This window comes from Nocardia amamiensis NBRC 102102, assembly GCF_001612745.1.
Taxonomy (GTDB): Bacteria; Actinomycetota; Actinomycetes; order Mycobacteriales; family Mycobacteriaceae; genus Nocardia; species Nocardia amamiensis.
The window spans coordinates 1-22,058 of sequence record NZ_BDBA01000045.1 but is presented as its reverse complement, the minus strand read 5'-3'; the positions used below and the strand labels follow the sequence as shown (position 1 = coordinate 22,058).

20 protein-coding genes and 2 tRNA genes are annotated in these 22,058 nt (G+C 67.2%); 14 read left to right on the top strand and 8 right to left on the bottom strand.

The window, feature by feature from the left end; all coding sequences use genetic code 11:
- Window positions 1-79: 79 nt before the first annotated feature.
- From NA4_RS11620 to NA4_RS11610, 3 genes are all read right to left on the bottom strand, one after another.
- A complete protein-coding gene (locus NA4_RS11620; RefSeq protein ID WP_245671285.1) occupies window positions 80-1,303 on the bottom strand; it encodes an RNA polymerase sigma factor in 1,224 nt (407 codons plus the stop codon).
- 14 nt (window positions 1,304-1,317) lie between these two features.
- Window positions 1,318-1,719 carry a YciI family protein gene (locus tag NA4_RS11615; protein ID WP_084497001.1) on the bottom strand — a complete coding sequence of 134 codons (402 nt, stop codon included), beginning with the start codon at window positions 1,717-1,719 and terminating at the stop codon, window positions 1,318-1,320.
- Window positions 1,720-1,824: 105 nt separating this feature from the next.
- Window positions 1,825-3,060 carry an NAD(P)/FAD-dependent oxidoreductase gene (locus tag NA4_RS11610; protein ID WP_067468456.1) on the bottom strand — a complete coding sequence of 412 codons (1,236 nt, stop codon included), beginning with the start codon at window positions 3,058-3,060 and terminating at the stop codon, window positions 1,825-1,827.
- 176 nt (window positions 3,061-3,236) lie between these two features.
- On the opposite strand from NA4_RS11610, the gene NA4_RS11605 reads away from it, so the two are divergent.
- Window positions 3,237-3,881, top strand: a complete 645-nt coding sequence (locus NA4_RS11605; protein ID WP_067468571.1) for a mycothiol-dependent nitroreductase Rv2466c family protein — start codon at window positions 3,237-3,239, stop codon at window positions 3,879-3,881.
- A gap of 119 nt (window positions 3,882-4,000) precedes the next feature.
- On the opposite strand, the gene NA4_RS11600 is transcribed toward NA4_RS11605, so the two are convergent.
- The gene (locus tag NA4_RS11600; protein WP_067468453.1) at window positions 4,001-5,107 is read right to left on the bottom strand and encodes a M48 family metallopeptidase; all 1,107 of its coding nucleotides are present in this window, start codon (window positions 5,105-5,107) and stop codon (window positions 4,001-4,003) included.
- Window positions 5,108-5,273: 166 nt separating this feature from the next.
- Between NA4_RS11600 and NA4_RS11595 the strand changes: the two genes are divergently transcribed.
- Both NA4_RS11595 and NA4_RS11590 read left to right on the top strand, forming a co-directional pair.
- Entirely contained in the window at window positions 5,274-5,747 is a 474-nt protein-coding gene (locus NA4_RS11595; RefSeq protein ID WP_067468450.1) for a ribose-5-phosphate isomerase, read from the top strand.
- Between the two features lie 17 nt (window positions 5,748-5,764).
- Window positions 5,765-6,568: an Fpg/Nei family DNA glycosylase gene (locus tag NA4_RS11590; RefSeq protein ID WP_067468447.1), complete on the top strand. Its 804-nt coding sequence runs from the start codon at window positions 5,765-5,767 to the stop codon at window positions 6,566-6,568.
- 30 nt (window positions 6,569-6,598) lie between these two features.
- On the opposite strand, the gene NA4_RS11585 is transcribed toward NA4_RS11590, so the two are convergent.
- Window positions 6,599-7,549 carry a GGDEF domain-containing protein gene (locus NA4_RS11585; protein WP_067468444.1) on the bottom strand — a complete coding sequence of 317 codons (951 nt, stop codon included), beginning with the start codon at window positions 7,547-7,549 and terminating at the stop codon, window positions 6,599-6,601.
- A 1,109-nt stretch (window positions 7,550-8,658) separates the two neighbouring features.
- Here NA4_RS11585 and NA4_RS11580 point away from each other — a divergent pair.
- A tRNA-Gly gene (locus NA4_RS11580) sits at window positions 8,659-8,732 on the top strand.
- Between the two features lie 46 nt (window positions 8,733-8,778).
- A tRNA-Pro gene (locus NA4_RS11575) sits at window positions 8,779-8,855 on the top strand.
- 48 nt (window positions 8,856-8,903) lie between these two features.
- Here NA4_RS11575 and NA4_RS11570 read toward each other — a convergent pair.
- Together NA4_RS11570 and NA4_RS11565 are read right to left on the bottom strand one after the other, a co-directional pair.
- Window positions 8,904-9,917, bottom strand: coding sequence for an asparagine synthase C-terminal domain-containing protein (locus NA4_RS11570; protein ID WP_067468441.1), 1,014 nt, complete (start codon window positions 9,915-9,917; stop codon window positions 8,904-8,906).
- 25 nt (window positions 9,918-9,942) lie between these two features.
- Entirely contained in the window at window positions 9,943-10,674 is a 732-nt protein-coding gene (locus tag NA4_RS11565) for a MerR family transcriptional regulator (protein ID WP_067468438.1), read from the bottom strand.
- A 268-nt stretch (window positions 10,675-10,942) separates the two neighbouring features.
- Here NA4_RS11565 and NA4_RS11555 point away from each other — a divergent pair, with 268 nt between their 5' ends.
- The 9 genes from NA4_RS11555 to NA4_RS11515 all read left to right on the top strand — a co-directional run bounded on the left by NA4_RS11555 (window position 10,943) and on the right by NA4_RS11515 (window position 21,722).
- Window positions 10,943-11,395, top strand: coding sequence for a hypothetical protein (locus NA4_RS11555; RefSeq protein ID WP_157128951.1), 453 nt, complete (start codon window positions 10,943-10,945; stop codon window positions 11,393-11,395).
- Between the two features lie 49 nt (window positions 11,396-11,444).
- Window positions 11,445-12,338 carry an ROK family protein gene (locus tag NA4_RS11550; protein ID WP_067468429.1) on the top strand — a complete coding sequence of 298 codons (894 nt, stop codon included), beginning with the start codon at window positions 11,445-11,447 and terminating at the stop codon, window positions 12,336-12,338.
- A gap of 374 nt (window positions 12,339-12,712) precedes the next feature.
- Complete coding sequence (locus NA4_RS11545) at window positions 12,713-13,837, top strand: GAF domain-containing protein (RefSeq protein ID WP_169811018.1); 1,125 nt, start codon at window positions 12,713-12,715, stop codon at window positions 13,835-13,837.
- A 69-nt stretch (window positions 13,838-13,906) separates the two neighbouring features.
- Window positions 13,907-14,911, top strand: coding sequence for a conjugal transfer protein (locus NA4_RS11540; RefSeq protein ID WP_245671283.1), 1,005 nt, complete (start codon window positions 13,907-13,909; stop codon window positions 14,909-14,911).
- A gap of 16 nt (window positions 14,912-14,927) precedes the next feature.
- Window positions 14,928-15,188 carry a hypothetical protein gene (locus NA4_RS11535; protein ID WP_040775570.1) on the top strand — a complete coding sequence of 87 codons (261 nt, stop codon included), beginning with the start codon at window positions 14,928-14,930 and terminating at the stop codon, window positions 15,186-15,188.
- Window positions 15,185-15,718, top strand: coding sequence for a hypothetical protein (locus tag NA4_RS11530; protein ID WP_067468422.1), 534 nt, complete (start codon window positions 15,185-15,187; stop codon window positions 15,716-15,718). The genes NA4_RS11535 and NA4_RS11530 overlap by 4 nt, the downstream gene beginning before the upstream one ends.
- Window positions 15,718-18,246, top strand: coding sequence for an ATP-binding protein (locus NA4_RS11525; RefSeq protein ID WP_067468419.1), 2,529 nt, complete (start codon window positions 15,718-15,720; stop codon window positions 18,244-18,246). Before NA4_RS11530 ends, NA4_RS11525 begins: the two co-directional genes overlap by 1 nt.
- A gap of 47 nt (window positions 18,247-18,293) precedes the next feature.
- A complete protein-coding gene (locus NA4_RS11520) occupies window positions 18,294-20,753 on the top strand; it encodes a hypothetical protein (RefSeq protein WP_067468416.1) in 2,460 nt (819 codons plus the stop codon).
- Between the two features lie 60 nt (window positions 20,754-20,813).
- Window positions 20,814-21,722, top strand: coding sequence for an NlpC/P60 family protein (locus NA4_RS11515; protein WP_157128950.1), 909 nt, complete (start codon window positions 20,814-20,816; stop codon window positions 21,720-21,722).
- Here the strand turns inward: NA4_RS11515 and NA4_RS42120 are convergent.
- The coding region (locus NA4_RS42120; RefSeq protein WP_218022286.1) for a hypothetical protein at window positions 21,703-22,058 on the bottom strand (356 nt) is incomplete at its 5' end. The genes NA4_RS11515 and NA4_RS42120 overlap by 20 nt on opposite strands.

Genomic DNA, 22,058 nt, shown 5'->3' with positions numbered 1-22,058 from the left:
TGACGAAGTCGCAAGCGGCGGTCGCTCGGATGAGAGCCGCAGAGGGGCCGCGAACACGCAGCGCCGCAGGTGCCGCAAATCAGACAGAGCGCAGCCGTGCGGCGCGGATGGTCAAGTAGTCGCGTTCGGGGATGCTGGTTGTGCGGGCGGCAGCCCTGGTGTAACAGGTGCGGGCGGCCTCGGCATTACCTGCCATCTCGTGGAGATGGCCGCGCACCGCGTCGAGGCGGTGTGTGCCGGTGAGTTGGTCGTCGAGTGTCGCGGCGAGCGCGAGACCGGCTTCAGGCCCCGACGCCATTGCCAGCGCCACCGCCCGGTTGAGGGTCACCATCGGGTTGTCGGTGAACTGCTCGAGCCGGTTGTACAGCGCCGAGATCGTGGGCCAGTCGGTGTCCTCGGCGCGTGCAGCCTGGGCGTGCAGAACGGCGATCGCGGCTTGGATTTGGTATGGCCCGCGCAGGCCGTCGGCGAGCGTGCCGGTGATCAGCGTGGTTCCCTCGGTGATCAGCGCCCGGTTCCACCGAGCGCGGTTCTGCTCGGCCAGCGGGATGAGTTCGCCGTGCGCGCCGATCCGGGCGGCGCGGCGGGCATCGGTGAGCAGCATCAGCGCGAGCAGCCCGGTGACCTCCGCGTCCTCGGGCAGCAGCCGGTGCACCGCCCTGGTGAGCCGGATCGCCTCGTCGGCCAGATCCGTGCGTTGCAGAGCCGGCCCCGAGCTGCTGGTGTGTCCCTCGTTGAAGATCAGGTACAGCACGTGCAGGACCGCGCCGAGGCGCTCGCGCCACTGCTCGTCATCGAGCCGCGCGAAAGGCCGCTCCACGGTGGCCAGGTTCTTCTTCGCCCGCGTGATCCGCTGAGCCATAGTCGCTTCCGGCAGCAGGAAGGCGCGCGCGATCTGTTCGGTGCCCAGCCCGCCGACCGCGCGCAACGTGAGCGCGATCGCGGCGGCCGGGGACAGGGCCGGGTGGCAGCACAGGAAGAGCATGGTGAGCGTGTCGTCGTGGTCGACCGGGACAGCGTCGGTCAGCTCACGGTCGAACGCGGTGGTTTCCCTGCGCCGCCGGGCCACCTCCGCGCGCACCGCGTCGGCCATCCGCCGCTGCGCCACCTGGGTCAGCCAGGCCCGCGGATTGTCCGGCAGCGCCCGCGGCCATTGTGTCGCGGCGGCGAGCAGGGCTTCTTGCAGCGCGTCCTCGGCGGTGTCGAAATCGCCGAACCGGCGGACGAGCGTTCCGAGGACCTGCGGCGCCAGTGTGCGCAGCAGGTCCTCGGTGCTCGCCGGGAGCGGTGTGTCGTCGGGCACCGCACTCCGGTCGCTCACTGCTCGGTGGCGGGGGCGCCCATCACCGCGCGAACTTCGATGTACTCGCCAATCGGTTTCCCGCCGGGGCCGGGTGCGGCGGAGGCCTGCGCGGCGATCTCGTAGGCCCGTTCAGGGCTGTCCACATCGACGAGCCAGTACCCGGCCAGGAACTCCTTGGTCTCCGGGAACGGTCCGTCGGTGATCACCGGCGCCGAGCGCCCGTCCGAACTGACCACCCGCGCCTCGCTCGGTCCCGCCAACCCCTGTGCGTCCACCAGCTCGCCCGACTCGGCGAGCTGCTCACCCAACGCGCGCTGGAAGTCTATGTGCGCCTGGATCTCTTCCGGTGACCATTCGTTGATCGGTGTGTCGCAGAAGCTTGTGGGTCCGTAGGTCTTCAACAGCATGTACTTCACGGTTCGTTTCCTCTTCTGGCGCTCGGTCGCGTGGAACGCCTGGTGCGTCCGCGATGAGGTCGGCGCCGGCCGCACGGATTCGACCCATCCGAGGAGTGATTCACGTCACAGTTCCGTCGCGGTGTCGGACAGCCGATCCGGATCGACCGGCTCACCCGCCAGGATCAGTTCTTTGATCCGGTCGGTCACATCCCAGACGTTCACGTTCATCCCGGCTAGCACGCGGTTGTCCGAATCCAGCCAGAACGCCACGAACTCGCGGGCCGCCAGATCGCCGCGAACGACGACCCTGGCGTACTCGCCCGGTACCGCGTACCCGGTGTACTCCATGCCGAGGTCGTACTGATCGGTGAAGAAGTAGGGCAGCCGGTCGTATGTGACCTCTTTGCCGAGCATGATCGCGGCGGCGACCGCGGGCTGGTTGAGCGCGTTCGCCCAGTGCTCCACTCGGATCCGCCGGTCCAGGACAGGATGCCGGTGTGCGGCGATGTCGCCGACCGCGACGATATCCGGATCGCTGGTGACCAAGCGCTCGTCGACGAGCACGCCGTCGTCCACCGCGAGCCCCGCGTCGGCGGCCAGCTCCACGTTCGGGCGCGCGCCGACCGCGACCAGCACCGCGTCGGCCTCGATCGTGCTGCCGTCGGCGAGCCGGACACCGTTGGCGATCGCGGTGGCGATGGCGTCCTCGGTGGTGATCGCCTCGACCTGCGCGCCGAAACGGAAATCGACGCCGTTGGCCCGGTGCAGATCGGCGAATACCTGGCCCATCTCGGGCCCGAGCGCGCCCAGCAACGGGAGGTCTGCGAGCTCGACAATGGTCACCTCGACGCCCGCGGCGCGGGCCGCCGCCGCGACCTCGAGACCGATCCAGCCCGCCCCGATGATGACGATCCGGCGGGTGGCCCCGCTGAACAGTTCGATGAGTGTGTCGGAGTCCTCGATGGTGCGCAGTGTGTACACGTTGGGCGCGTCGGCGCCCGGAATCGGCAGGGTGCGCGGCGTCGAGCCGGTGGCGAGCGCGAGCTTGTCGTAGGGCAGCGTGGAGCCGTCGGGCAGCGTGACCGTCTTCGCCGCGGCGTCGAGCCCGGTGACCGTGGTACCCAGACGCACATCGATGTGGTGGTCGCGGTACCACTGGGCGGGCTGCACGATGAACTCGGTGAATGCCTTCTTGCCCGCGAGATGCTCCTTCGACAGCGGCGGCCGGTCGTAGGGCAGGTGTTCCTCGGCGCCGATCAGCGTCACGGTTCCGTCGAAGTCCTTGTCCCGCAACGCTTCCGCGACTTTGGCCGCGGCCAGGCCGCCGCCGACGATGACGAAATGCCGGTCAGAACTCATCGCGGACTCCTTCTGGCGAAGTGAACCAGGCTCCTGCCGACCAACCCTACTGGCAGCCGCGTGGGCGGCTCGGGAAAACGGCGCGCCGGACGGGAACGAATCGCCCGCCGGTGTGGTTGCTCGGTAAGGCGGCCCGCTGCGCCGCCCGTGAGCATGCGATCGAGAGGGAGCCGCCCGTGACCGACAAAGCCACCAAGGACGTCGCCGATTTCTGGTTCGACCCGCTGTGCCCCTGGTGCTGGATCACCTCCCGCTGGATCCTCGAGGTCGAGCAGGTCAGGGACATCGAAGTGCGGTTCCACGTGATGAGCCTCTCGGTGCTGAACGAGGGCCGCGACGACCTGCCCCCGCAGTACGAGGAGTTGATCGCCACGGGCTGGGGACCGGTCCGCGTCGCGATCGCGGCGGCGCAGGAGCACGGTGACAAGGTGTTGTCGCCGCTGTACACCGCGATGGGCACCCGTATCCACAACCGCCGCGCCGAGTACGAACAGGAGAGCCGCAAGGAGAAGCTCGCCGCGGTGATCGCCGACTCGCTCGCCGAGGTCGGCCTGCCCGCCGAGCTGGCCGCGGCCGCCGAGAGCACCGAGTACGACGAGGCGTTGCGTAAGAGCCACCACGCGGGCATGGACAAGGTGGGGCCGGACGTCGGGACCCCGACCATCCACATCAACGGGACCGCGTTCTTCGGCCCGGTCCTTTCCCGCATTCCGCGCGGTGAGGAAGCGGGCAAGGTGTGGGACGGCGCCGTGGCGCTGGCCTCCTACCCGCACTTCTTCGAGTTGAAGCGGACTCGGACCGAAGATCCGTCGTTCGACTGAGCCTGAGCACCGGTCGGCGAGTGCCGCCTTCGGCACTCGCCCCGGTCACAGCACGGAGTTCGGCGGTCCCGGCGGTCCCGCACGCGGTGCGAAGCCGGACTCGGCACCGGCGTCCGCGCTCACAGCGCGGATTTCGGCGGATTCGCCGGTACCTCACCATACGAACTCGGGTAGCCGCCCGCCGGCACGGCGGCGCCCGCGGGCGGGTTCGGGCGCAGGAAGAGCTTGCCGTGCCTGCTGCGGTCGCGCAGCGCCCACATTCGCCAGGTGAGCACGGGGTGACTGGACAGGGCGTTCACCATCCAGACGAAGAACCCCTTCTCGAACGCCGCCCGGTCGGCCATCTCGTCGAAGCCGACCAGCCGGTTCATGTACTTGCCCGCGGCCAGCGTGCCCATCGCGGCGGACGCGCCGGTGTGCCGGTTGCAGTAACCGTGGTTGTCGGCGGTGTACTCCTGCGAACGGATCAGGCTGCTGCCGATGATCGGCAGGAACGGAACGAGGAACATGCCCAGCTGCCGCCAGTAGGACGTGTGCCCGGCCGCGATGTGGCCCACCTCGTGGCCGATGATGAACGCCAGCGCGTCGGGTTCGCGTGCGGCGCCGCCGATCTCGAACAGGTCGCTGTAGACCACCACGAAGCGCCGGAAGCCGTGCCCGCTGGCGAACGCGTTGATCCGGCCGTTACCCAGCACCACGTACGCGTCCGGCACCTTCGCCATGCCGAAGCGGGCGGCCGCATCCACCACCATCTGGTAGCCCTCGGGGAACTGCGTCGACGACATCTTCACGCCGTTCACCCGCTGCGTCGCGTAGGTGATGCCGCGACCGAACCACAGCAGCAGCGGCGCGGCCACCAACGCCAGGACGTATTGGTCGACGTTGCCGGTCACCAGGAGCAGCACGGCGACCAAATAGGCGAAGACGGTCAGCACGATCACGAGCACGAGCATCGGAATCTCCCAGCTGTGCCGCGCGGGCATGCCGAACGGCGACAGACCACGCGGCTGCCGCTGCGGTGGCACCGCGGGCGGCAGCGGCGCACCGGGGTAGGGGCCGTAGGCCGGGTACGAGCCGGTGGGCGCCGGCGGGTACGCCCCCGATGGGTACGGCTGTCCATAGGGTGCGGCGGGTGGGTTCGGAACCTGCGCCCATCCGGCCTGCGGGGCATACGGGTCGGCCTGCGGGCCCGCCTGGTCGTGCGGCTGGCGTTCGTGCGGCTGCATGGAATGAACTCTATTCAGTGACCGGGAACAGGTAGGGTCTGGTGCCACGCGACCGTGGCCGCGAACACAGCAGGCGTATCAGTCGATTCGCCGGGGCGGACGGCGATGTCAATTGGGGTGTGCCCTGTTGCCTGCCGCGCCGCGAGGGCCTGACACAATGCCTGCCATGCGCGTATACCTGGGTGCCGACCATGCCGGTTTCGAACTGAAGAATCACGTCAAGGCCCATCTCGAGCTGGCTGGCCACGAGGTCGTCGACTGCGGCGCGCTCGTCTACGACGCTCTCGACGACTACCCCGCATTCTGCATCGAGGCGGCCCGCCGCACCGTCGCCGACCCGGGCAGCCTCGGACTGGTGTTCGGCGGCAGCGGCAACGGCGAGCAGATCGCGGCGAACAAGGTGCCCGGCGCCCGCTGCGCGCTGGCCTGGAGCGTCGAGACCGCGAAGCTGGCCCGTCAGCACAACAACGCACAGCTGATCGGCATCGGCGGCCGGATGCACTCCACCGAGGAGGCGCTGGCCATCGTGGACGCGTTCCTCAGCACCCCGTGGTCGGACGAGGAGCGCCACCAGCGGCGCATCGACATCCTGGCCGAGTACGAGAAGTCCGGCGTGGCACCGGCCGTTCCCGAGTACTGATCTGGATGTAACCGGCTGTGCCGGAAGGACATACGCTGCACCGCCTCGCGCGGCTGCATCATCGCCGTCTCGCGGGCGGTGTGGTGCGCGTATCCAGCCCGCAGGGCAAGTTCGCGGCGGGCGCGGCCCGGGTGGACGGCCAGGTGCTGGTCAAGGCCGAGGCGTGGGGCAAACACTTGCTACACCACTACGACTCCGGCCTGGTCGTGCACGTGCATCTCGGCCTCTACGGCGCCTTCACCGAATCCGAGCTGCCGATGGGGGAACCGGTCGGGCAAGTCCGGATGCGCATGATCGGGGGACCGTCCGGCTTCGGCACCGATCTGCGCGGGCCCACCGCGTGCGAGATTCTGCTCGCGCCCGAGGTCGCCGCGCTCACCAATCACCTCGGCCCGGATCCGCTGCGCCGCGGCGCCGACCCGGACCGCGCCTGGAGCCGTATCCATCGCTCGCGCAGGCCGATCGGTGCACTGCTGATGGATCAGCAGGTGGTGGCCGGGGTCGGCAACGTCTATCGTGCGGAACTGCTGTTCCGCCACCAGATTTCGCCGCATCGCCCGGGAGCGGCGCTATCGGTCGACGAATGGACGGCCATGTGGGCCGATCTCGTCGCACTGATGCGGGTCGGTGTGCGCGTCGGGAAGATGGTCGTGGTCCGGCCTGAACACGACCACGGCGCGCCGTCGTATGCGCCCGATCGGCCCCGTACCTACGTCTACCGCCGCCAGGGCGCGCCGTGTCGCCTGTGCGGCACGGTGGTCGCGCATCAGGTCATGCAGGGCCGCAACCTCTTCTGGTGCCCCACCTGCCAACCGGACTGACCCGAACCGATCGCAGGCCGCCGGTACCGGTCATCCCGCGACGGCGGTGTCGATACCCGGCTCGTCGGCGAAGGCGAACCGCCGCCCGCCCGCACTCTTGGCGGAATACATCGCGCGGTCGGCACGGCGAAGCAGATCGGTGAAATCGATCGGGCTGCCCGGCGGGTTGTAGGCGGTTCCGACGCTGGCCGACACCGGAACCGGACCCGCGGAGGACCAGACCGGGTCACGGAGCGCGGACACGATCCGGTGTGCGAGGTCGCCGAGGGTGCTGCGGTGCGCGTTGATCGCGAGGACGAACTCGTCGCCGCCGTACCGGCAGATCACGGTGTCCGGCGGACAGGCTTCGCGGAGCCTACCGGCCAGTTCGACCAGCACCTCGTCGCCGATCGCGTGCCCGTATCCGTCGTTGATCTGCTTGAACCGGTCCAGGTCGATCAGCAGCAGCCCGACGCCGTTGGTCGGGTCGGTGGCCATCAGCCGCACCTTGTCCTGCAGCAATGTGCGGTTGGCCAGATCGGTGAGCGCGTCGTGAGTGGCCTCGTGGCGCAGCCGGTGCTGCAGCGCGGCGATCTCCTGCACCCGCAGCGACACCTTGGCCGACAGGTTCTGCTCCTGCTGCGCGAGCGCCCGCTCCTGCAGCGCCTGCGCGTAACTGTCGATGGCCTGGCTGGCGATGAACGGCCAGCGCGTGGCCACCAAGGAACCGGGCGTGCCGGAGGGGAAGCCGAGCAGCCATCGCGTGGCTTGCGCCAACATCCGGATCCGCTCGAACGGCGCCTCGGCGAGCCTGGCTCCGAGCATCCGCGCTTCGAGCCAGGGGAACGGCTCGGTCCGCGCGAGCGTGAGCAGCCGCTCGATGATCTCGATCAGCACCGGCTCCAGCTGCTGGGGTGTGGCGCCCGACCCGGGTTCGGCGCAGACCGCACGAGCCCATGCTCGGGCCATGGTGGCTACCGGGGGTTCGATGTCGGGGGACATCGGACTCACCCGGTATGGGTGACGTCGGTGCCCAGCTGCCCTGTACTGACACAGGCGCCGGCGTCACGCTGATCGTGCCCACTGCTACGCGGTTGTGTCCACCTGGTTCGGCGCACGCTCACCGCCCCCTTTCCAGATACCCCCGTCCGGCAAAAAGGATCCTAGCAAGCCACTCGGCATCGAAAAGCACCGTTTTACAACGTGTTCTCGACACCTCGCGAATAGCGATCGGGAGTGTGATCGTACCCTTCGCGTTGGTGTTACACCCGAATTCGGTTCGCTGCGAAATCGCGCCGTGACGCGCCGGTGACACGCTGTGGGACGTGGGCTGCACGTGTCGAGCGGGCCATGAGTGCGGCCCGAACCCACCCCGCGCCACCGGTTCTCCGAGAATTCGTTCTCGCACGCGACGTCCTTGTCTTCCCTGTCGAGCTTCGAATGACTGTTGCGGACGTGCTCGGGTCGGCCCTCGCGTCCTCGCCGCCTGCTCTGCACGTTCCGCGTCGCAGACTGCTCCGCGCCCGCCGAGGCAGTGATCCGGATGCCGGACAGCGGCACGCGCGGTCACGAGGAACGGCGGTGCCGGCGGCGCGGCGGCCGGTCCGGACGTCCCGCTCACGTCCGGCCGGAAGCCGCAGGCGGTTGCCACGCGGTTAGCCGACCGTGCGCGGAAGCGGGTCGTTCTCGCGGCACACTGCCCCGCCGACCTGCCGGCGCCGCGCTCGACGCCCGGCAACACGCCGAACGAGTCGACTGTGACGGCGAGTCGTGCGGTCCTCATCGGAAATCCCCTGAGCGATGTTCCTGGCCTGATCGGCGGCGGGTCGGCGATGGTCCCGGGCGGAGTCATCGCGCGTCAGTCGAGTTTCGCCCACCGGCATCCGACACGCCAGAGTTTCAATGAAAAATCACCTCTAAAACTTCGCTCCCGCACGCCGCTCCGGTCCGGCGGACGAGTCGTGCGATACTCGGTGCGGCAACCCTGGAGCGCTCCGGTCCACACCGTCGAGATCAGGCGGACCAGGGGGCTGATTGGCGTTTCGGAAGCCGGATTCGGTACAGTCGGATCGCACACGACATCGTGGCGATCCCATCGGTGTCGTATGCCTGCGGGTGTAGTTCAATGGTAGAACCTCAGCCTTCCAAGCTGATGGTGCGGGTTCGATTCCCGTCACCCGCTCCACGGAGCATCATCCTCGCCGGCGGCGGCCCCGCCGCCGCGAGGACCACGGGGTGTAGCGCAGCTTGGTAGCGCATCCGCTTTGGGAGCGGAGGGTCGCAGGTTCAAATCCTGTCACCCCGACCATCGTTCGAGGCGATCATCGCTCGCGGCCAGGGGTTGGCGAAGCCGCGTTCATTTCTGATTCAGCAGCGTCAGGTAGAGCCGGATGGCGACTGCTTCGGCGTCTTCGGTCATGGGATCGGTATACGTACGTGCCCCAGGGAGATTCGCCGCGTGCGAACGTGCGGCCGTGGCGAGCGCGGTGAACAGACCGGAGGAGCGTTGGATCGGGGCTTTCGCCCGCCAGGCGAGGTCTGCTGCGCCGCTGGGCAACTCTTCGGCACAGGCCATGCGTAAGGCGAGTTTGTCGATTCGCCGGCCATTGTGTTCGCCGAACAATGCGGGCGGCGCGAGCGTTTCGGCCAGCCGCCACCAGCGCACGGTTTGAAAGACGTGAACGAGTTTGTCTGCGTAAGTATTCAACAGTGCCGGATGGAAATGCGGGACCAGCCGCCGGTTGCGAAAGTTCGCCGCCGACTCGGCACGGATCAGGCGGTCGAGTTCCGCGCGGGCCGCCGGGGAGTGCAGCGGGTGGCGCAGCGCGCGGCCACCGCCGAAGATCGCGTCGGCGCCGGAGCCGGTGAGGATGGCGCCGACGCGCTCGAGCCGGTCGAGGCTGCGTCGCGCGGCGAGCAGCGGGATGCCCGCCGCCACCTCCCACAGCTCTGAGGTGCCGAGCCTGCGCATGGCGTCGCGGGCGAGGTCGACCACTTCGGCCCCGGTCAGCCGGATGACGTCATGGGGGAGGCCGAGCGCCGCCGCGGCTGCCACCGCTCCCGTCGCGTCGGTGTCACCCGTAGTGACGATCGTGATCGCATGTGGCCGGACGCCGAGGCGCACCGCGACCGCGGCGAGATAGATCGAGTCGACCCCGCCGCTGAGCAGGACCGTTGGGACGCCGTCGAAGCGTTCGATCACCGCGCGCACGCGTGATCGGGTCTCCTCCGCGATGAGTGCGGCCGCGACTCGGGGATCGGTGATGGTCCGTGCCGCGGGATCGGGTGTCGCGACGGCGTCTCCGAGCAGATCGGTGACGAACTGGATCGGCTCGGAAGTCTGTGCCCCCGAGGTTGTTTCGTCGTTCACCGGGCAGGCATGAACGGCTGCGCCGTCACCGATCGGACGGTGCCTGCGTGCCCGAGGCCACCGAGGGCGGTGGCAGTTCGGAGTGCTTGGCGAACGCCTGGTCGATCAGTTCGGAGGTCGCGCGGGTGACGATCAGCCGCGCGATCGCCAGGTCGGTCTCGAGCTTGGTGCGATCCCGCGGCGTCCGCGCGGATTCCTCGTACGTCTGCCCCGCCAGGCGGTAGAACAGCTCGGTGGCGAAGCGGTCGGCGATGCGATCGCAGTCGGCGCGCAGACGTTCGACCAACTGGAACGTGTCCCGCATCGGCAGTCCGGTGTCGGTGAGCCGGGTGGCCAGATCGCAGCACCGCGGGTTCGTGACCCGGTACGCCTCGAGCGGATCGTCGCTGGCGGCCAGCGCCTGCTTCGCATACTCCGGCAATTCGGCGTAGTCGTCGTTGGGTTCGGTGGTTGCTTCCGGTTCCGCCGCGGCGGCGGCTGCGGCGGCCGCGTCCTTCACGCCGAGCACGTCCGCGAGTCCGTCGCCCCGGTCCCAGGCCTCGAGCAGCTCTCTGATCCCGTTCAGCTTCATGCCCCGCCCGAGCAGGCGGCTGATGGTCTGCAACCGGTTGAGATGGTCCGACCCGTAGTACCCGATCCGCCCGCGCACCTCCGGCGAGGGCAGGAGACCTCGCTCGTGGTACACGCGGACGCTGCGCACGGTGGTGTCGGCTGCCCGTGCCAGTTCGTCGATCGTGAATTCAGAGTCTGCAGCCATGTTTAAAAGGAAACCATAGTCGGGCCCCGGTGGAAAATGGGCCGTTTCATAACGTGCCGTTAAAAACGGTAGCTGGGTGTTGCTCGAAGGTCAACGAGCCGTTACATAGCGGCACAAGATCTTGTGTGCTGGGCAACAGTGGGTTACCGTGGCGTAGACCAGCTTATCGCGGCTGGGTTCCGGGGACTGTTGAGCAGCCCTGATGACCGTCCGATCCATGGGCCAAACACCTGCCACAGGTGTGCCCTCGGCATCTCCGGAGATGGCTATGAGCATTACGCGAACCCTTCCGATGGACACGGGATCCCTTGCGTCAGCGAAGATCTCGTCGATTCCGGCAAAGTCGAACCAGCGGCCCCCGTGCGCCGACGTCCCGGACAACTGGGACATGGACACCGGGAATCCGGATGCCTGGCGGTCAGCCGTGCGGACCTGCCAGAGCTGCCCCCTCTTCCTGCAATGCCGCCAGTTGGCGCAGACGCTCACAGCGCGCGGTGACGGTCCCCGCGCGATGATCTGGGCGGGCGTCGCCTACGACAACTCCGGCAGCGTCATCGAGAACTTGGATCGGCACCGCGCCGCGCCGATCGACCACAAGCGCCCCATGCGCATCATCCGCAACGGGCCGCGCCCGCTCCGCACCGTATCCACCCTTCCCGCGCCCCGTCGGCACATCGTGCTCGGACAACCCCTGAAACCGACTGGCACCGACGGCCTGTGACTATGCTGCGTGGACCTTTTGGCGTCGAGTCCTTGGTGGTGCGTAAGTCATGACAGTGCTGGCGTTGGAGATCGGTTCATCGAGGTTCGCGGCAAGCCGAATCGCTGACGACGTCGGCACCGACGACGTGGTGCAGATTCCGGTCCCTGCCTCCGGCGCGTGGGAGCGGTGCCGGGAGATTTTGCTCGAGGCCGCTGGCGGTGCAGAGGTCACCGCTCTCGGCATCGCCTCCGCCGGTCCGATCGATATGACGGCGGGGGTGGTTGCACCCGCGGACGTTCCCGAGTGGCGGACCGGTTTTGGCATCGTCGAGGCGGCGCGGAAGGCGTTTCCCTCGGCGACGGTTCAGCTCGCCGTGGACGGCGTGTGTCTAGCGGTGGCCGAACAGGCCTTCGGTGCCATGGGTGCGGTGATGGATGCGTTGGCGATCACCGCCTCCGCTCACATCACCGGTGGTGTCACGGTGGGCGGATTCGCCATGGTGGGACGGACCGGCAATGCCGGAAGTGTGGGTCATGTCCTCGTCCCCGGGTTCGATGATCGCTGCGTATGCGGCGGCCGGGGCTGTTTGGAAGCGGTGGCCGGCGGCACGTCGGCGCTGCGCTGGGCTCGGGAGCAAGGATGGACGGGTACCTCGGTGCCGCAGCTGGTGGAAGCCGCCCGTGCGGGTGAAGGCGTCCCCGCCGCCGCGTTGGGCAGAGCAGGCACAGCGCTCGGCCGGGCGATCGCATCGGTGGCCGCACTACTCGACATCGACCTCGTCGTGCTCGGCGGGTCGCTGGCCGAAGCGGGTCCGGTGCTGTGGAAACCTCTGAACGAGGCGGTCGCCACCCATGCCAGGCTGAGCTTCCTGCCAGGATTGCGCGTCGTTCCTTCGCAGCTCGGCGATGTCGCGTTGCTTGCAGGTGCCGGTGTACTCGCGCTCAGCGCACAGGGTGCTTGATCACCTCCTCACAGTCGCGTAATGCCTTGTGTGAGAAAGGTTTCTGAACACGCCGGAAGGTTGCCGGTGGAAACCTGTGGGTCGACCGCGCTCCTGCGCGGTCGGTTTGCGCGCGATGCGCCGCCGGGCCGTGTGCCGTCTCCCGACCTGGTCGCGCGAACGAATCGTGAACAAAATGAACACGCCGAGGCGTGTCGGATGAACATGCTGGAGACTTCGTAGGAACAAAGACTCGAGCCCAACGAGTTGATTGCGCCGCTGAATAACGGTACATTGTCTGGTGTCACATGATGTGTCTCATCCGGATTGAGGCGGATCCGGAGGAACGGCTGGTACGGGCAAGTGCGAAGCGAAGTGGCGCAGTGATTCCATGGGTGACGATCGAGACGTTGGCGCCGGACGGAATGTCCGTCGCGTCGGTAGGGGATGCACCGCGAGAGTTCGCGAACTGGCAGCGGGTGTTGCAACGAACGCTGTCCAAAACGCCCGCCCTCTACGACAAGCTCACGACCGCGGGACTGACCGAGGCCATTCATACGGCGCATGACCAGGCCCAGGACGTCGACCTGGCCATCCAGACGCGCACCGGCAGGCACCAACTGCTCATCCGGCCGGTCTTCGGCCCGGCGGCTGACGTGCATGCGGTGCGCCTGTGGCTCGGCCCTGCCGCCGAGCGGGTGCCTGCGCTGCGCCCCGCGGTGGGCGCCATCTGGGACCTGAGCAGTCAGACCATCCAGCAGCCCAGCGGTATCACGCGGTTGTCCGGCAGCACGGCCGAGCAGTACGTGCCCAGGATGTCCATCGCGGAACTGTTCCACCGCGTGTCGAGCTTCGATCGGCACGCGGAGGTCCTCGATCTCCTCTATGACCCCAAACCTGGCGACCGGATGCAGTTCGACACCACTGTGGTGCACGGGTTCGGCCGTCCGGCGCAGTGGCGGATCACCATTCGTGCCCGCGACGACGAACGCACTCGCGGCGCCTGGTTGCTGATCGAGGACGTCACCTCGGAGAACGCGCCGTCGGCGTGGCCGACCCTGGAGCGGATCGGATTGCGCGAGGCGCATCGTCGCGCCGGTACTCATCTGGCCGTGATCCAGCTCGAGCGCACCAGCATTTCGCACTGGCTCACCGATCCCGCGCCGTGGGTGCGCTGGGACTATCTCTTCCGGCCGGTCGACGTGTTCCACCCCGATGACCGGCCTCGGCTGGTCGAACTCGGTGAACGGCTGCGGTCGGGCGACAGTGCGGGCGTAACCCTTCGGGTACTCAACTACGGCGGGGGATACACGCCGACATCCCTGCTGCTCTATCCATACCCCGGGTACTCGAGCAGGCAGCTCGCGATTGCGCAACTGGTCCGGGCCGCCGATGACGTTCCGCTGCTGGAAACCCAGCGCCAAGTCGTGGAGTCGCGGCAGCGCAGCGCGCCGATCGGCTATGACGAACAATTGCGGCATTGGCTGGCGGGCCGGATGAAAAGCAGCCCGGCCTGCTGAGACTTTTGGTTCCCACTACTGGGAACTACCGGCCGGTTGGGACGGCCTGCGCTCTCTACCATTTCGGGAGTGAGGACAGTGGTTCGTGGGCAGGCAGATTCGGGTGAGGCTCTGCTTCGCCGGATGGCCGCCCGCCGCCGTCGCGACAATGTGGTGGTCGCGGTGCTCGCCGTGCTCGCCGTGCTCGGGGGTGGCCACGCGATTCTCAGCGTCTTCGATTCCGGCCCGCCCCCGCCGTCGGACGATTCGACCACAGCAATTGTCGGGCGTGCGCAATTGGCCGGTTCTTTCGCAGAGCAGTTCGTCGTCACCTACCTCACCGCCGTTGCGGGGCAGCAGGATCGGATCGGCGAATTCGTCGGCTCGAATCAGCAGATCGCGCTGCCTTCGTCCGCACGGCAGGTCTCCGACCCGTCGGTCGTCTATGTCTCGCGCGCGGTATCGACGGGTGGGCTCGATGTCTGGTCGGTGACGGTATCGGTGCGAGTCGGAAAGAGTGGCGCGGCCACGGCTCCGGAGACGCGGCAGTTCTACCGGGTCGCGGTGTCGGTGTCCGACGGACGATTACGTGCGCTGTCGGTGCCCGCGGTAGTCCAACCCCCCGCCAAGGGCGTCGATCTGAAACTGGCGTATGGCTCGCCCTGTGCAGCGGATACGCCGCTGGCGCAGGTGGCGGCGGGATTCCTTGGCGCCCTGCTGGCAGGAACCGGTGACGTGGCGCGCTACACCACACCGGATGCCGGCTTGGCCGCGCTGAAACCCGCCCCCTTCACCGCGGTCGAGCTCGTTTCGCTCAGCGCGGATGACGCGGGCTGCGGATCCTCCGCCGCGAAAGCCCAAGTGCTGGCCACCGTGAACCCCAAAGCCGATACCGGCGCAACCGCCACGCTGGCCTACCCGCTGACGATGATCCGCAATGCCGGCCAGTGGCAGGTGGCGTCCATCGATCCGATTCCCGCCCTGTCGAGTCCGCTGGCGGTGGTCGTCGGTCAGGATTCCCGCGGCGGCGCGCCGCCCACTTCGACCTCGTCACCCTCGACGTCGGTACAGATTCCGCCGGCGACACAGAATTGATCAGAGAGGCAGCCCGATGGGTAATCTGAGCAACATCCTCTATGGCATCCTGATCTTTGTCCGATGGGGCGGGCTGATCATCATCGCCATTATCACCATCGGTGTGGTGATTTCCGAAGGGGCGAAATCCAGACTGTCTCCGGCAAGGATCATCGTCGTCTTCTTCTCCGGGATCATGGCCGGGGTGGTGATCTGGATTCTGCCTACGACGATCAACTACGCGCGGACCGATGCGAACCTCATCGTTCCTGATCACCCGGTCGGCGGTTATCGGTGACGCAGGTAATCAAGGTGTTCACGCCGATCAAACGTGTGCCCACGATGATCGGCAAGGCACAGAACGGGCAGAAACTCCCGTTCGGCCCCTACACCCTGCCTCAGGTCGGCACCGGCGCGGTGTTGCTGCTGATCACGTCGGTGTCCGCGATGACTCTTCCGGTCAACCCGGCGGTCACCTTCATCGCCGGTCTCGCGCTGACCATTGTCGCCGTCTTCGCGGTCGGACTCGTGCCGTACACCGGCGTGCGGATGACCTCGCGCGCTCTGTGGCTGGGCAGGCTCATCGTCCACCGCAAGCCGGTGTCCGCCTCGGGGATGCCGATCAACAATGACTCGGTGCGCCACACCATGTTCATCGAGGAGACCGTGGTGCTCTTGCTGCCCGACCGCCCGGGAACGGCCGCGGCTGTCGAACCGAAGCCCGGCCTCCGGCTGCTCGAGGCGGTCGCCGCGGGCGGCAACGGCGCCGACCTGCAGCAGCGATTGAACGGCAATGGCAACGGCCCGGCATCCGGAGGACGCCCCTGATGGCACTCGGACGAGATCTCCAGCCCACCGCGGCGATTCGCGGAAATCTCCAGTTCACCCATTCGGGTCTGGTCACCGCGACCTACTTCATCAATCCGCTCGGCTACGGATTGCGCAAGGCCGGCGACAAGCACGACGTGAAGGCGGCGCATCACGCGCTGGTCACCAACTTGCCGAATGGCTCGCTGCTGCTGGGCATCCAGGCGCGGCTGAATACGATCGACGTGCTCACCAAGATGGTGGAGGGCGTCGACCTGGACGAGTGCGAGGATTACGCGGACGAGGTGGTCGCCTCCTACGAGCGCGTCAACGCGATCATGCCGCAGACCCGCATCTTCCTGCTGTCGATCCCGGTCGGCGCCAGCAACTCCAGCATTTCCGCGTTGTCGCGCCTGTGGCGCGGCAGCACAACCACGATTGATGCGACGGCGATCTCCCGGGCCGACCTCGACGCCTACGACGAGAAGGCGAACGAGATCCTGTCCAGGATCGGCGGTGACTTCGATCCCGTTCCGGTGCCCGCCGCCCTGTTCCAATGGCTGTGGGAGCACTATCTCTCGCGCGGCGCGGCGGGGGACCCGGTGGCACCGACCCGGGCGGGCGCGCTCGATGACGCGACGGCGGCGGTGTTCGGCTCCGCGGCGCTCGACGAGGGCGCCCAGGCCGACAGCAATCGGCGTCTCCGGCCGTCGTTCGTCCCCGTGATCAAGGTGGTGCAGCCGGATTACGAGTACCGTCCCTCCTACCAGGCGATGCTGACGCCGCATTCGTTCCCTTACGCGGGGATGACATTTCCCGGCGGCAGCGAGTTTCTGAACGTGCTCGAGGGCCTCGGCGACGTGACCGTCGACTGGGCCATGCGGATCTCCACCAAACCCGCCGACCAGGTCCTCAAGAACAACGAGCTCAGCCTGCGACGGCTCGGTGAGCAGATGGATCAGCGGGACCAGGAGATCTCGTTCGCGCAGAACACGCTGACCTCGAAGGCGCAGATGCTCGGCGAGTACAACCACCACTTCGAGGTCAACGGCGGTGAATCGGAGGTCTCGTTCACCACCGTCGTCGCCATCGGCGGACCGTCGCGGGACGCCACCATGGACGCGGTCAACACGCTCAAGCGCCGCTACAAGCGGTTCCAGGTGGAGATGACCGCGCCGGTCGGCGCGCAAGTCGACCTGTGGTCGATGTTCATTCCCGGCAGCCCGCCGCGGCGAGCCTTCGACGATTACGCCCATATCCTCCCCTCGGACATGTGGGCCGGTTTCGTGCCGTTCACTACCAGCCAGATCGGCGACGACAGCGGGCCGGTGATCGGGGTCAACCTGCTGTCGGGCCATTTCGAGCCGATCCACTTCGGCATCATGGAGGCCGCGCTGCACGACCTGTCCGCCTCGTTCGCGGTGACCGGCGAACTCGGTTCGGGCAAGTCGTATTTCCTCAAGCTGATGGCGGTGCTCGTGCACGACATGGGCGGGCAGTTCCTCGCCATCGACCGCAGTCAGGTCGGCGAATGGGAGCATTTCGCGCAGTCGATCGATGACGCGGTCATCATCGATCTGGCCGATCCGACGGTGTCGCTGGACCCGCTGCGATTGTTCGACCCGCGGATCGCGGGCGAACGCGCACTGGACTCGATCCTGCCGCTGCTCGACCTGTCACCGACCTCCGGTGCGGGCGCCGCGGTGAGCAATCTGCTGTCGCCGAGAGGAATGGCCGAGCACGGGATCAAGAGCCTGCTGGATCTGTTCCATGTCGTGCGGCGGTTGCGAGATCACCCAGGCCAGGGTGAAGAGTACGCCGATCTCGCGGCGCGGCTCGGCACCGTGGTCGAGCGGGTGCCGGTGCTGTTCGACCCCAAGCTGCGCCCGTTGCGCCTCGATGCCGCCGCGACCGTTGTGCGCAGCCACAACTTGCAGTTGCCGACGGCCGAGGAACTCACCACCCCGCATCTGTACAACCGATTGCCGCTGACCAAACGGCTCGGCACCGCGCTGTACGAGCTGGTCGGCGTCGCGGCGCGCGAGGCGTTTCTCAACGACAACGGCCGGTTCGGCCTCCTGGTCGGCGATGAGGCGCACCACTTCACGCAAACGCAGGTCGGTGCCGCGGTCACCTCGGACTTCAGTCGTGACGGCCGCAAGCACCTGGCCGCGATCGGTCTGGCCTCGCATGATCCGGCGACCGACTTCCAGGGCGCGGCGCACAACCTCATCCCCAACCGGTTCATCTTCCGCCAGCGCGACGAAACCTTGGCGCGCAACAGCTTGGAGTGGCTCGGCGTCGATCTGGAGGAGGCGCCCTTCCTGCTGCAGATCCTTCGCGAAGAGACCTCGCCTCCAGTCGGTCCCGGGCGTCAGGTGCCCGAGGAGCGTCGCGGTGAGATGTTCATGCGTGACGCGCTCAACCGCATCGGTCGGGGTAAGGTGCTCGGCCCGGCGCGTCCGGACCGCGCCGCGGCGATCACCAGCACCCCGACCAGCGTCGCAGGCCTCCGCTCCGCCCTTTCGGAACGACCGGTACGACCATGAATGCTCGTCTCCAGCCGACCTTTCGATCAGACCAGCCTTCCTTCGGGATGCCGTGGGAACCGCAGTTCTGGGATACGGAGCGTTACCGACCGCAGGTAGTGTTCCGGCGATGTCGTGCCTGGATCGCCGCGAGTCGCCGTCGGCGCTGGACCGCGTGGATTCTCATCGCCCTTTTCGTCGTATTCGTATTCCCGGGCCTCATCTCCGCAGTATCCATGGCGCAGAGCAGTACCGTCACGCCGGCGGCGGCGCCCAACAGCGCGCTCGGCTGGATGGATATCAAGGACTCGTCAGGCGTCAATGTTTCGAGTTACATGTTCGTCAGCAATCGCGGCAGCGTGTGGAGCCTGGACCTCGGAAGGCTTGTACTGTGGAGCCTGATCATTCTTTTCTTCGCGATATGGCATCCCATTACGACGACCTTCGTCTGGTTGCCCAATGAGACACTGGATTTCGGGTGGCTGAACATGTTCGCCGCGCCGTTGCGTGGGGTGGCCGAAAACTTCACCGGGCAGATCGCGACGCCGATGGTGTTGGTGACTTTCGTGGCGATCGGTTCAGTCCCCGTGGCGTTCTTCTTCGTGCGCGGTTATTCGGCGAAGGCCGCCACGCAGGTCGTGACGATGGTGGGAGTGGCGATCCTCGGGCCGGTGTTCTTGGCCGACCCGCTGGCCGAGGTCTTGTCCTCGCACGGGTTGCTGGTGCAGGGGCGTGACCTCGGTATCTCGGTCGCGGCCGGCTTGAATGGCAACAGCAACCCGGATCCGAACCAGCTGGTAGCCACGATGCAGGCGCAGATGGCGGACAATTTCGTGCGGCGTCCGTTGCAGGTGTGGAACTTCGGGCATGTCGTGGACGACCGGCCGTCCTGCAAAGCGGCGTGGTCGGCCGGTGTCATGGCCGGTGATGAAGACCGCGTCAAGAATGGCATGAAGTCGTGCGGCGACAGCGTCGCCTACGCCGCGGCTGATAATCCGAGCGTAGGCCAAATCGGAGCCGGACTGCTGCTGTTGCTGTGCGCGGTCATCCTGCTGCTGTTCGCCGTGTACATGGCCATTAAAATCATCTGGGCTGCGCTCGACACGATCTACTACGGGTTTATGACGATCTTCGGGTTCGCCGCTGGTGGGTTCGTATACGGGCCGACGCAGACGTTCACCGTCCGGTGCGTGGTCCACGGCTTCATCTCCGCGTTTCGGATGGCCGTCTTTGTAATCTTTTTGGGCCTCTACGAGCTGTTCATGGGCAGTCTGTTCCAACAGGCCCGGGGCCAGGTCATGGCGGTGTTCGTCATCGGGGCGATCGTCGAGATCGTCGCCATCGTGCAGCTACGGCGCCTCAGCAAGAGTCTGGACAGCGGCAATGATTGGATAGCCAACCGGTTCGCGCTGGCGATACAGAACGGCGGTTCGAGTGGGGGGTCGGGTGGTGGCGGTGGCAACGCTCTGGGAATGGGCAACTCGGGTGCGAACAACTCGATGTCCACGCTCGGAATGCTCGCCGCGGCCAGCACTATCAACAACTCGCCGATCACCGGCTTGCTCGCCGGCCGCAACAACCCGCTCAGTCGTTGGTCCAGGCTTGACCACCTCGACAAGAAGGTCAAGGCGAGGGGCCTGTCGTCCAGGGACCTGCGAGAAGCCGCGCACGCTAATGCGCACGATCGCGTTTGGTCGGCAAATGTGGCGCGGGCCGGTATGAGACGTTCCAGGGTGTATGGCGGGGGCAGGATGAGAAGGGCCGCCTTCGCCGCGGAGAATGTCACGCACGCGACAGGCCTGACGGGCGGTTTGTTCACCGCCCTCATGATGGGCGGTATGAGCGAGGAAGAAGCGCGGTTGGCCACCGACGTACGAGTGGACATCATTCGGCACGCGGATAAGGAGCCACTCGCCTCGACGCACCTCGGTCACGTCGTCGCTGCCCATAAGCATTTCGAGCGGGACGCCATCAGAAATCCGGGGGGAGGGATGGCGATGGCCAGGTTCCACGGGTTGGAAGCCTCTGTCGATCGGTATCGAGGTGATTATTCCGGCGGTGTCCAGCTCGGCGACACAGTACCGCGCGGGAGGAGGCTGACCGAAGTCGGGAATTCGTATATCCGAACGCCCCATGAGGACTTCATCACGAGCCTGCGGGAGGCTGCCAACTCAGCTGATGGCGGAACTTTGAGACTCACCGGCGGGGTGACGGAAAACGTGACACAAATCGAAGCCGACCGGATGAGGCAGTGGCTCTCGAACGAGCATGCGCTCCGAGTCCAGGCCGCCACCACTTGGGTGGCACAGAATCCCGCCGACTTGGAGCGGGTCCGGGTGCTACGTTCCGAGATCGACAAAGCCGCCATGACGAACCAATGGGAAGCAGGGCGGAATATCACGGGTGCTGTCTCGCTTGCGCAACCGGATCCCGTCAGGACCCCACTCCCGGTGCACGCCGGGAATGTAGATCCAAACGAGCACATCCCGGAGAATCTGCTGAATGACCTCAGATTCCGGCGCCCCTGACCGGCACCGCTGTTCCAAGCGCTGAGCAATGGGTGGGATTTCACAGAAGGGCATTATTCGATGATCGGTCGTCTCCTGATCCTCGCGATGATCCCGGTCTGGGCTTGGGTGGTGTTGGGGGTCACGACGGGCCTCTTCGGAGTGGTCGTCGCTGTGGTACTCGTGGTCGGCGGCGCGACCTCGTCGATCGCGTCGGACCTGCACTACCAGTGCGACAGTGCGGTGGGGCCCGATCCCTCCCAGACCGTGACTCCGAGTCGGGCCTCGGCAGCGTCGCTGCCGACTGCGCGGAGCACCCCGGCGGCCGGTGTGTCCACCGCTCCGACCACGAATCCGTTCGCGGAATTCACCATCGCACCGGACGACACCAGCGCGTCCGACTGGCAGCGTGCCTGCGCCACGGCGCTGAAACACGCGCCGTACCAGAGTCCACCCTTGCTCGCGGGCAGTTCGGGAATCGGCGCCGCGTGCGCGCGTGAACTCGCGGTCGCACAGCTGGCCGCAGCGTCGTCGGCGAGCGAAGCCCAGAACGGCGCCGGTGGACGCGCGGACGCAGCGGGCTTCACCAGGTCGGTCATCTACCGGGCCTCGGTCGCAGAGTCGACCGGACGGTGCGAACTCACTGCGGGTCCGGCGACGCAGCCGCCCTCCGCGGACATCGCAGGGCGACCGAGCGGTTCTGCTCTGCGGCCATGTGGACAGTCCGACGACTCCGGTGTCGCGGTTGTGGTGCTGCCGAATACCGTTGCGGCGCAGGGCGTATGCGGTCAGCGAGTGGATCCGTCCGCGTTATCGGCGGGTGATCTGGTCTTCTGGAACTACCGGAACAACGCGCCGACCCGAGTCGGAATCGCCATCAGCGCCACCCAGCTCGTCACTGCCGACCCGGGGAGCGGCGGGTTCGTGGAGCTGGCGATCCCCAGCAGCAACGACGTGCGTGTGAAGCGAGTCATCGGCAGCGGGATGTGACGACTACACGATGCCACCTACCGGAGTAGAGCCACAGATCGAGCCGGGCGAAGACGTCGAGGCGCCGCCGGTTCCGGTGACGCCGTGGTCGGATCGCTCGGGGAATCCGCGCAGCCGGCCCGGGACGGTGCCGCCCTGGCAACCGGGTGCTCCGTCGCCTGGACCTGGTCAGTCGAATGGCGCACCTGGTGCGGGGCAGCCGGACCAGCCAGGTTCCGCTGGGCAGCAGGGTGTTCCGGGTCAGGCGGGTGTGCCGGGTCAGGGCCAGCCTGGTCAGGGCCAGCCGGGTCAGTCGGTGCCGGGTGAGTCGGTGCCGGGTGAGTCGCAACAGGCTGC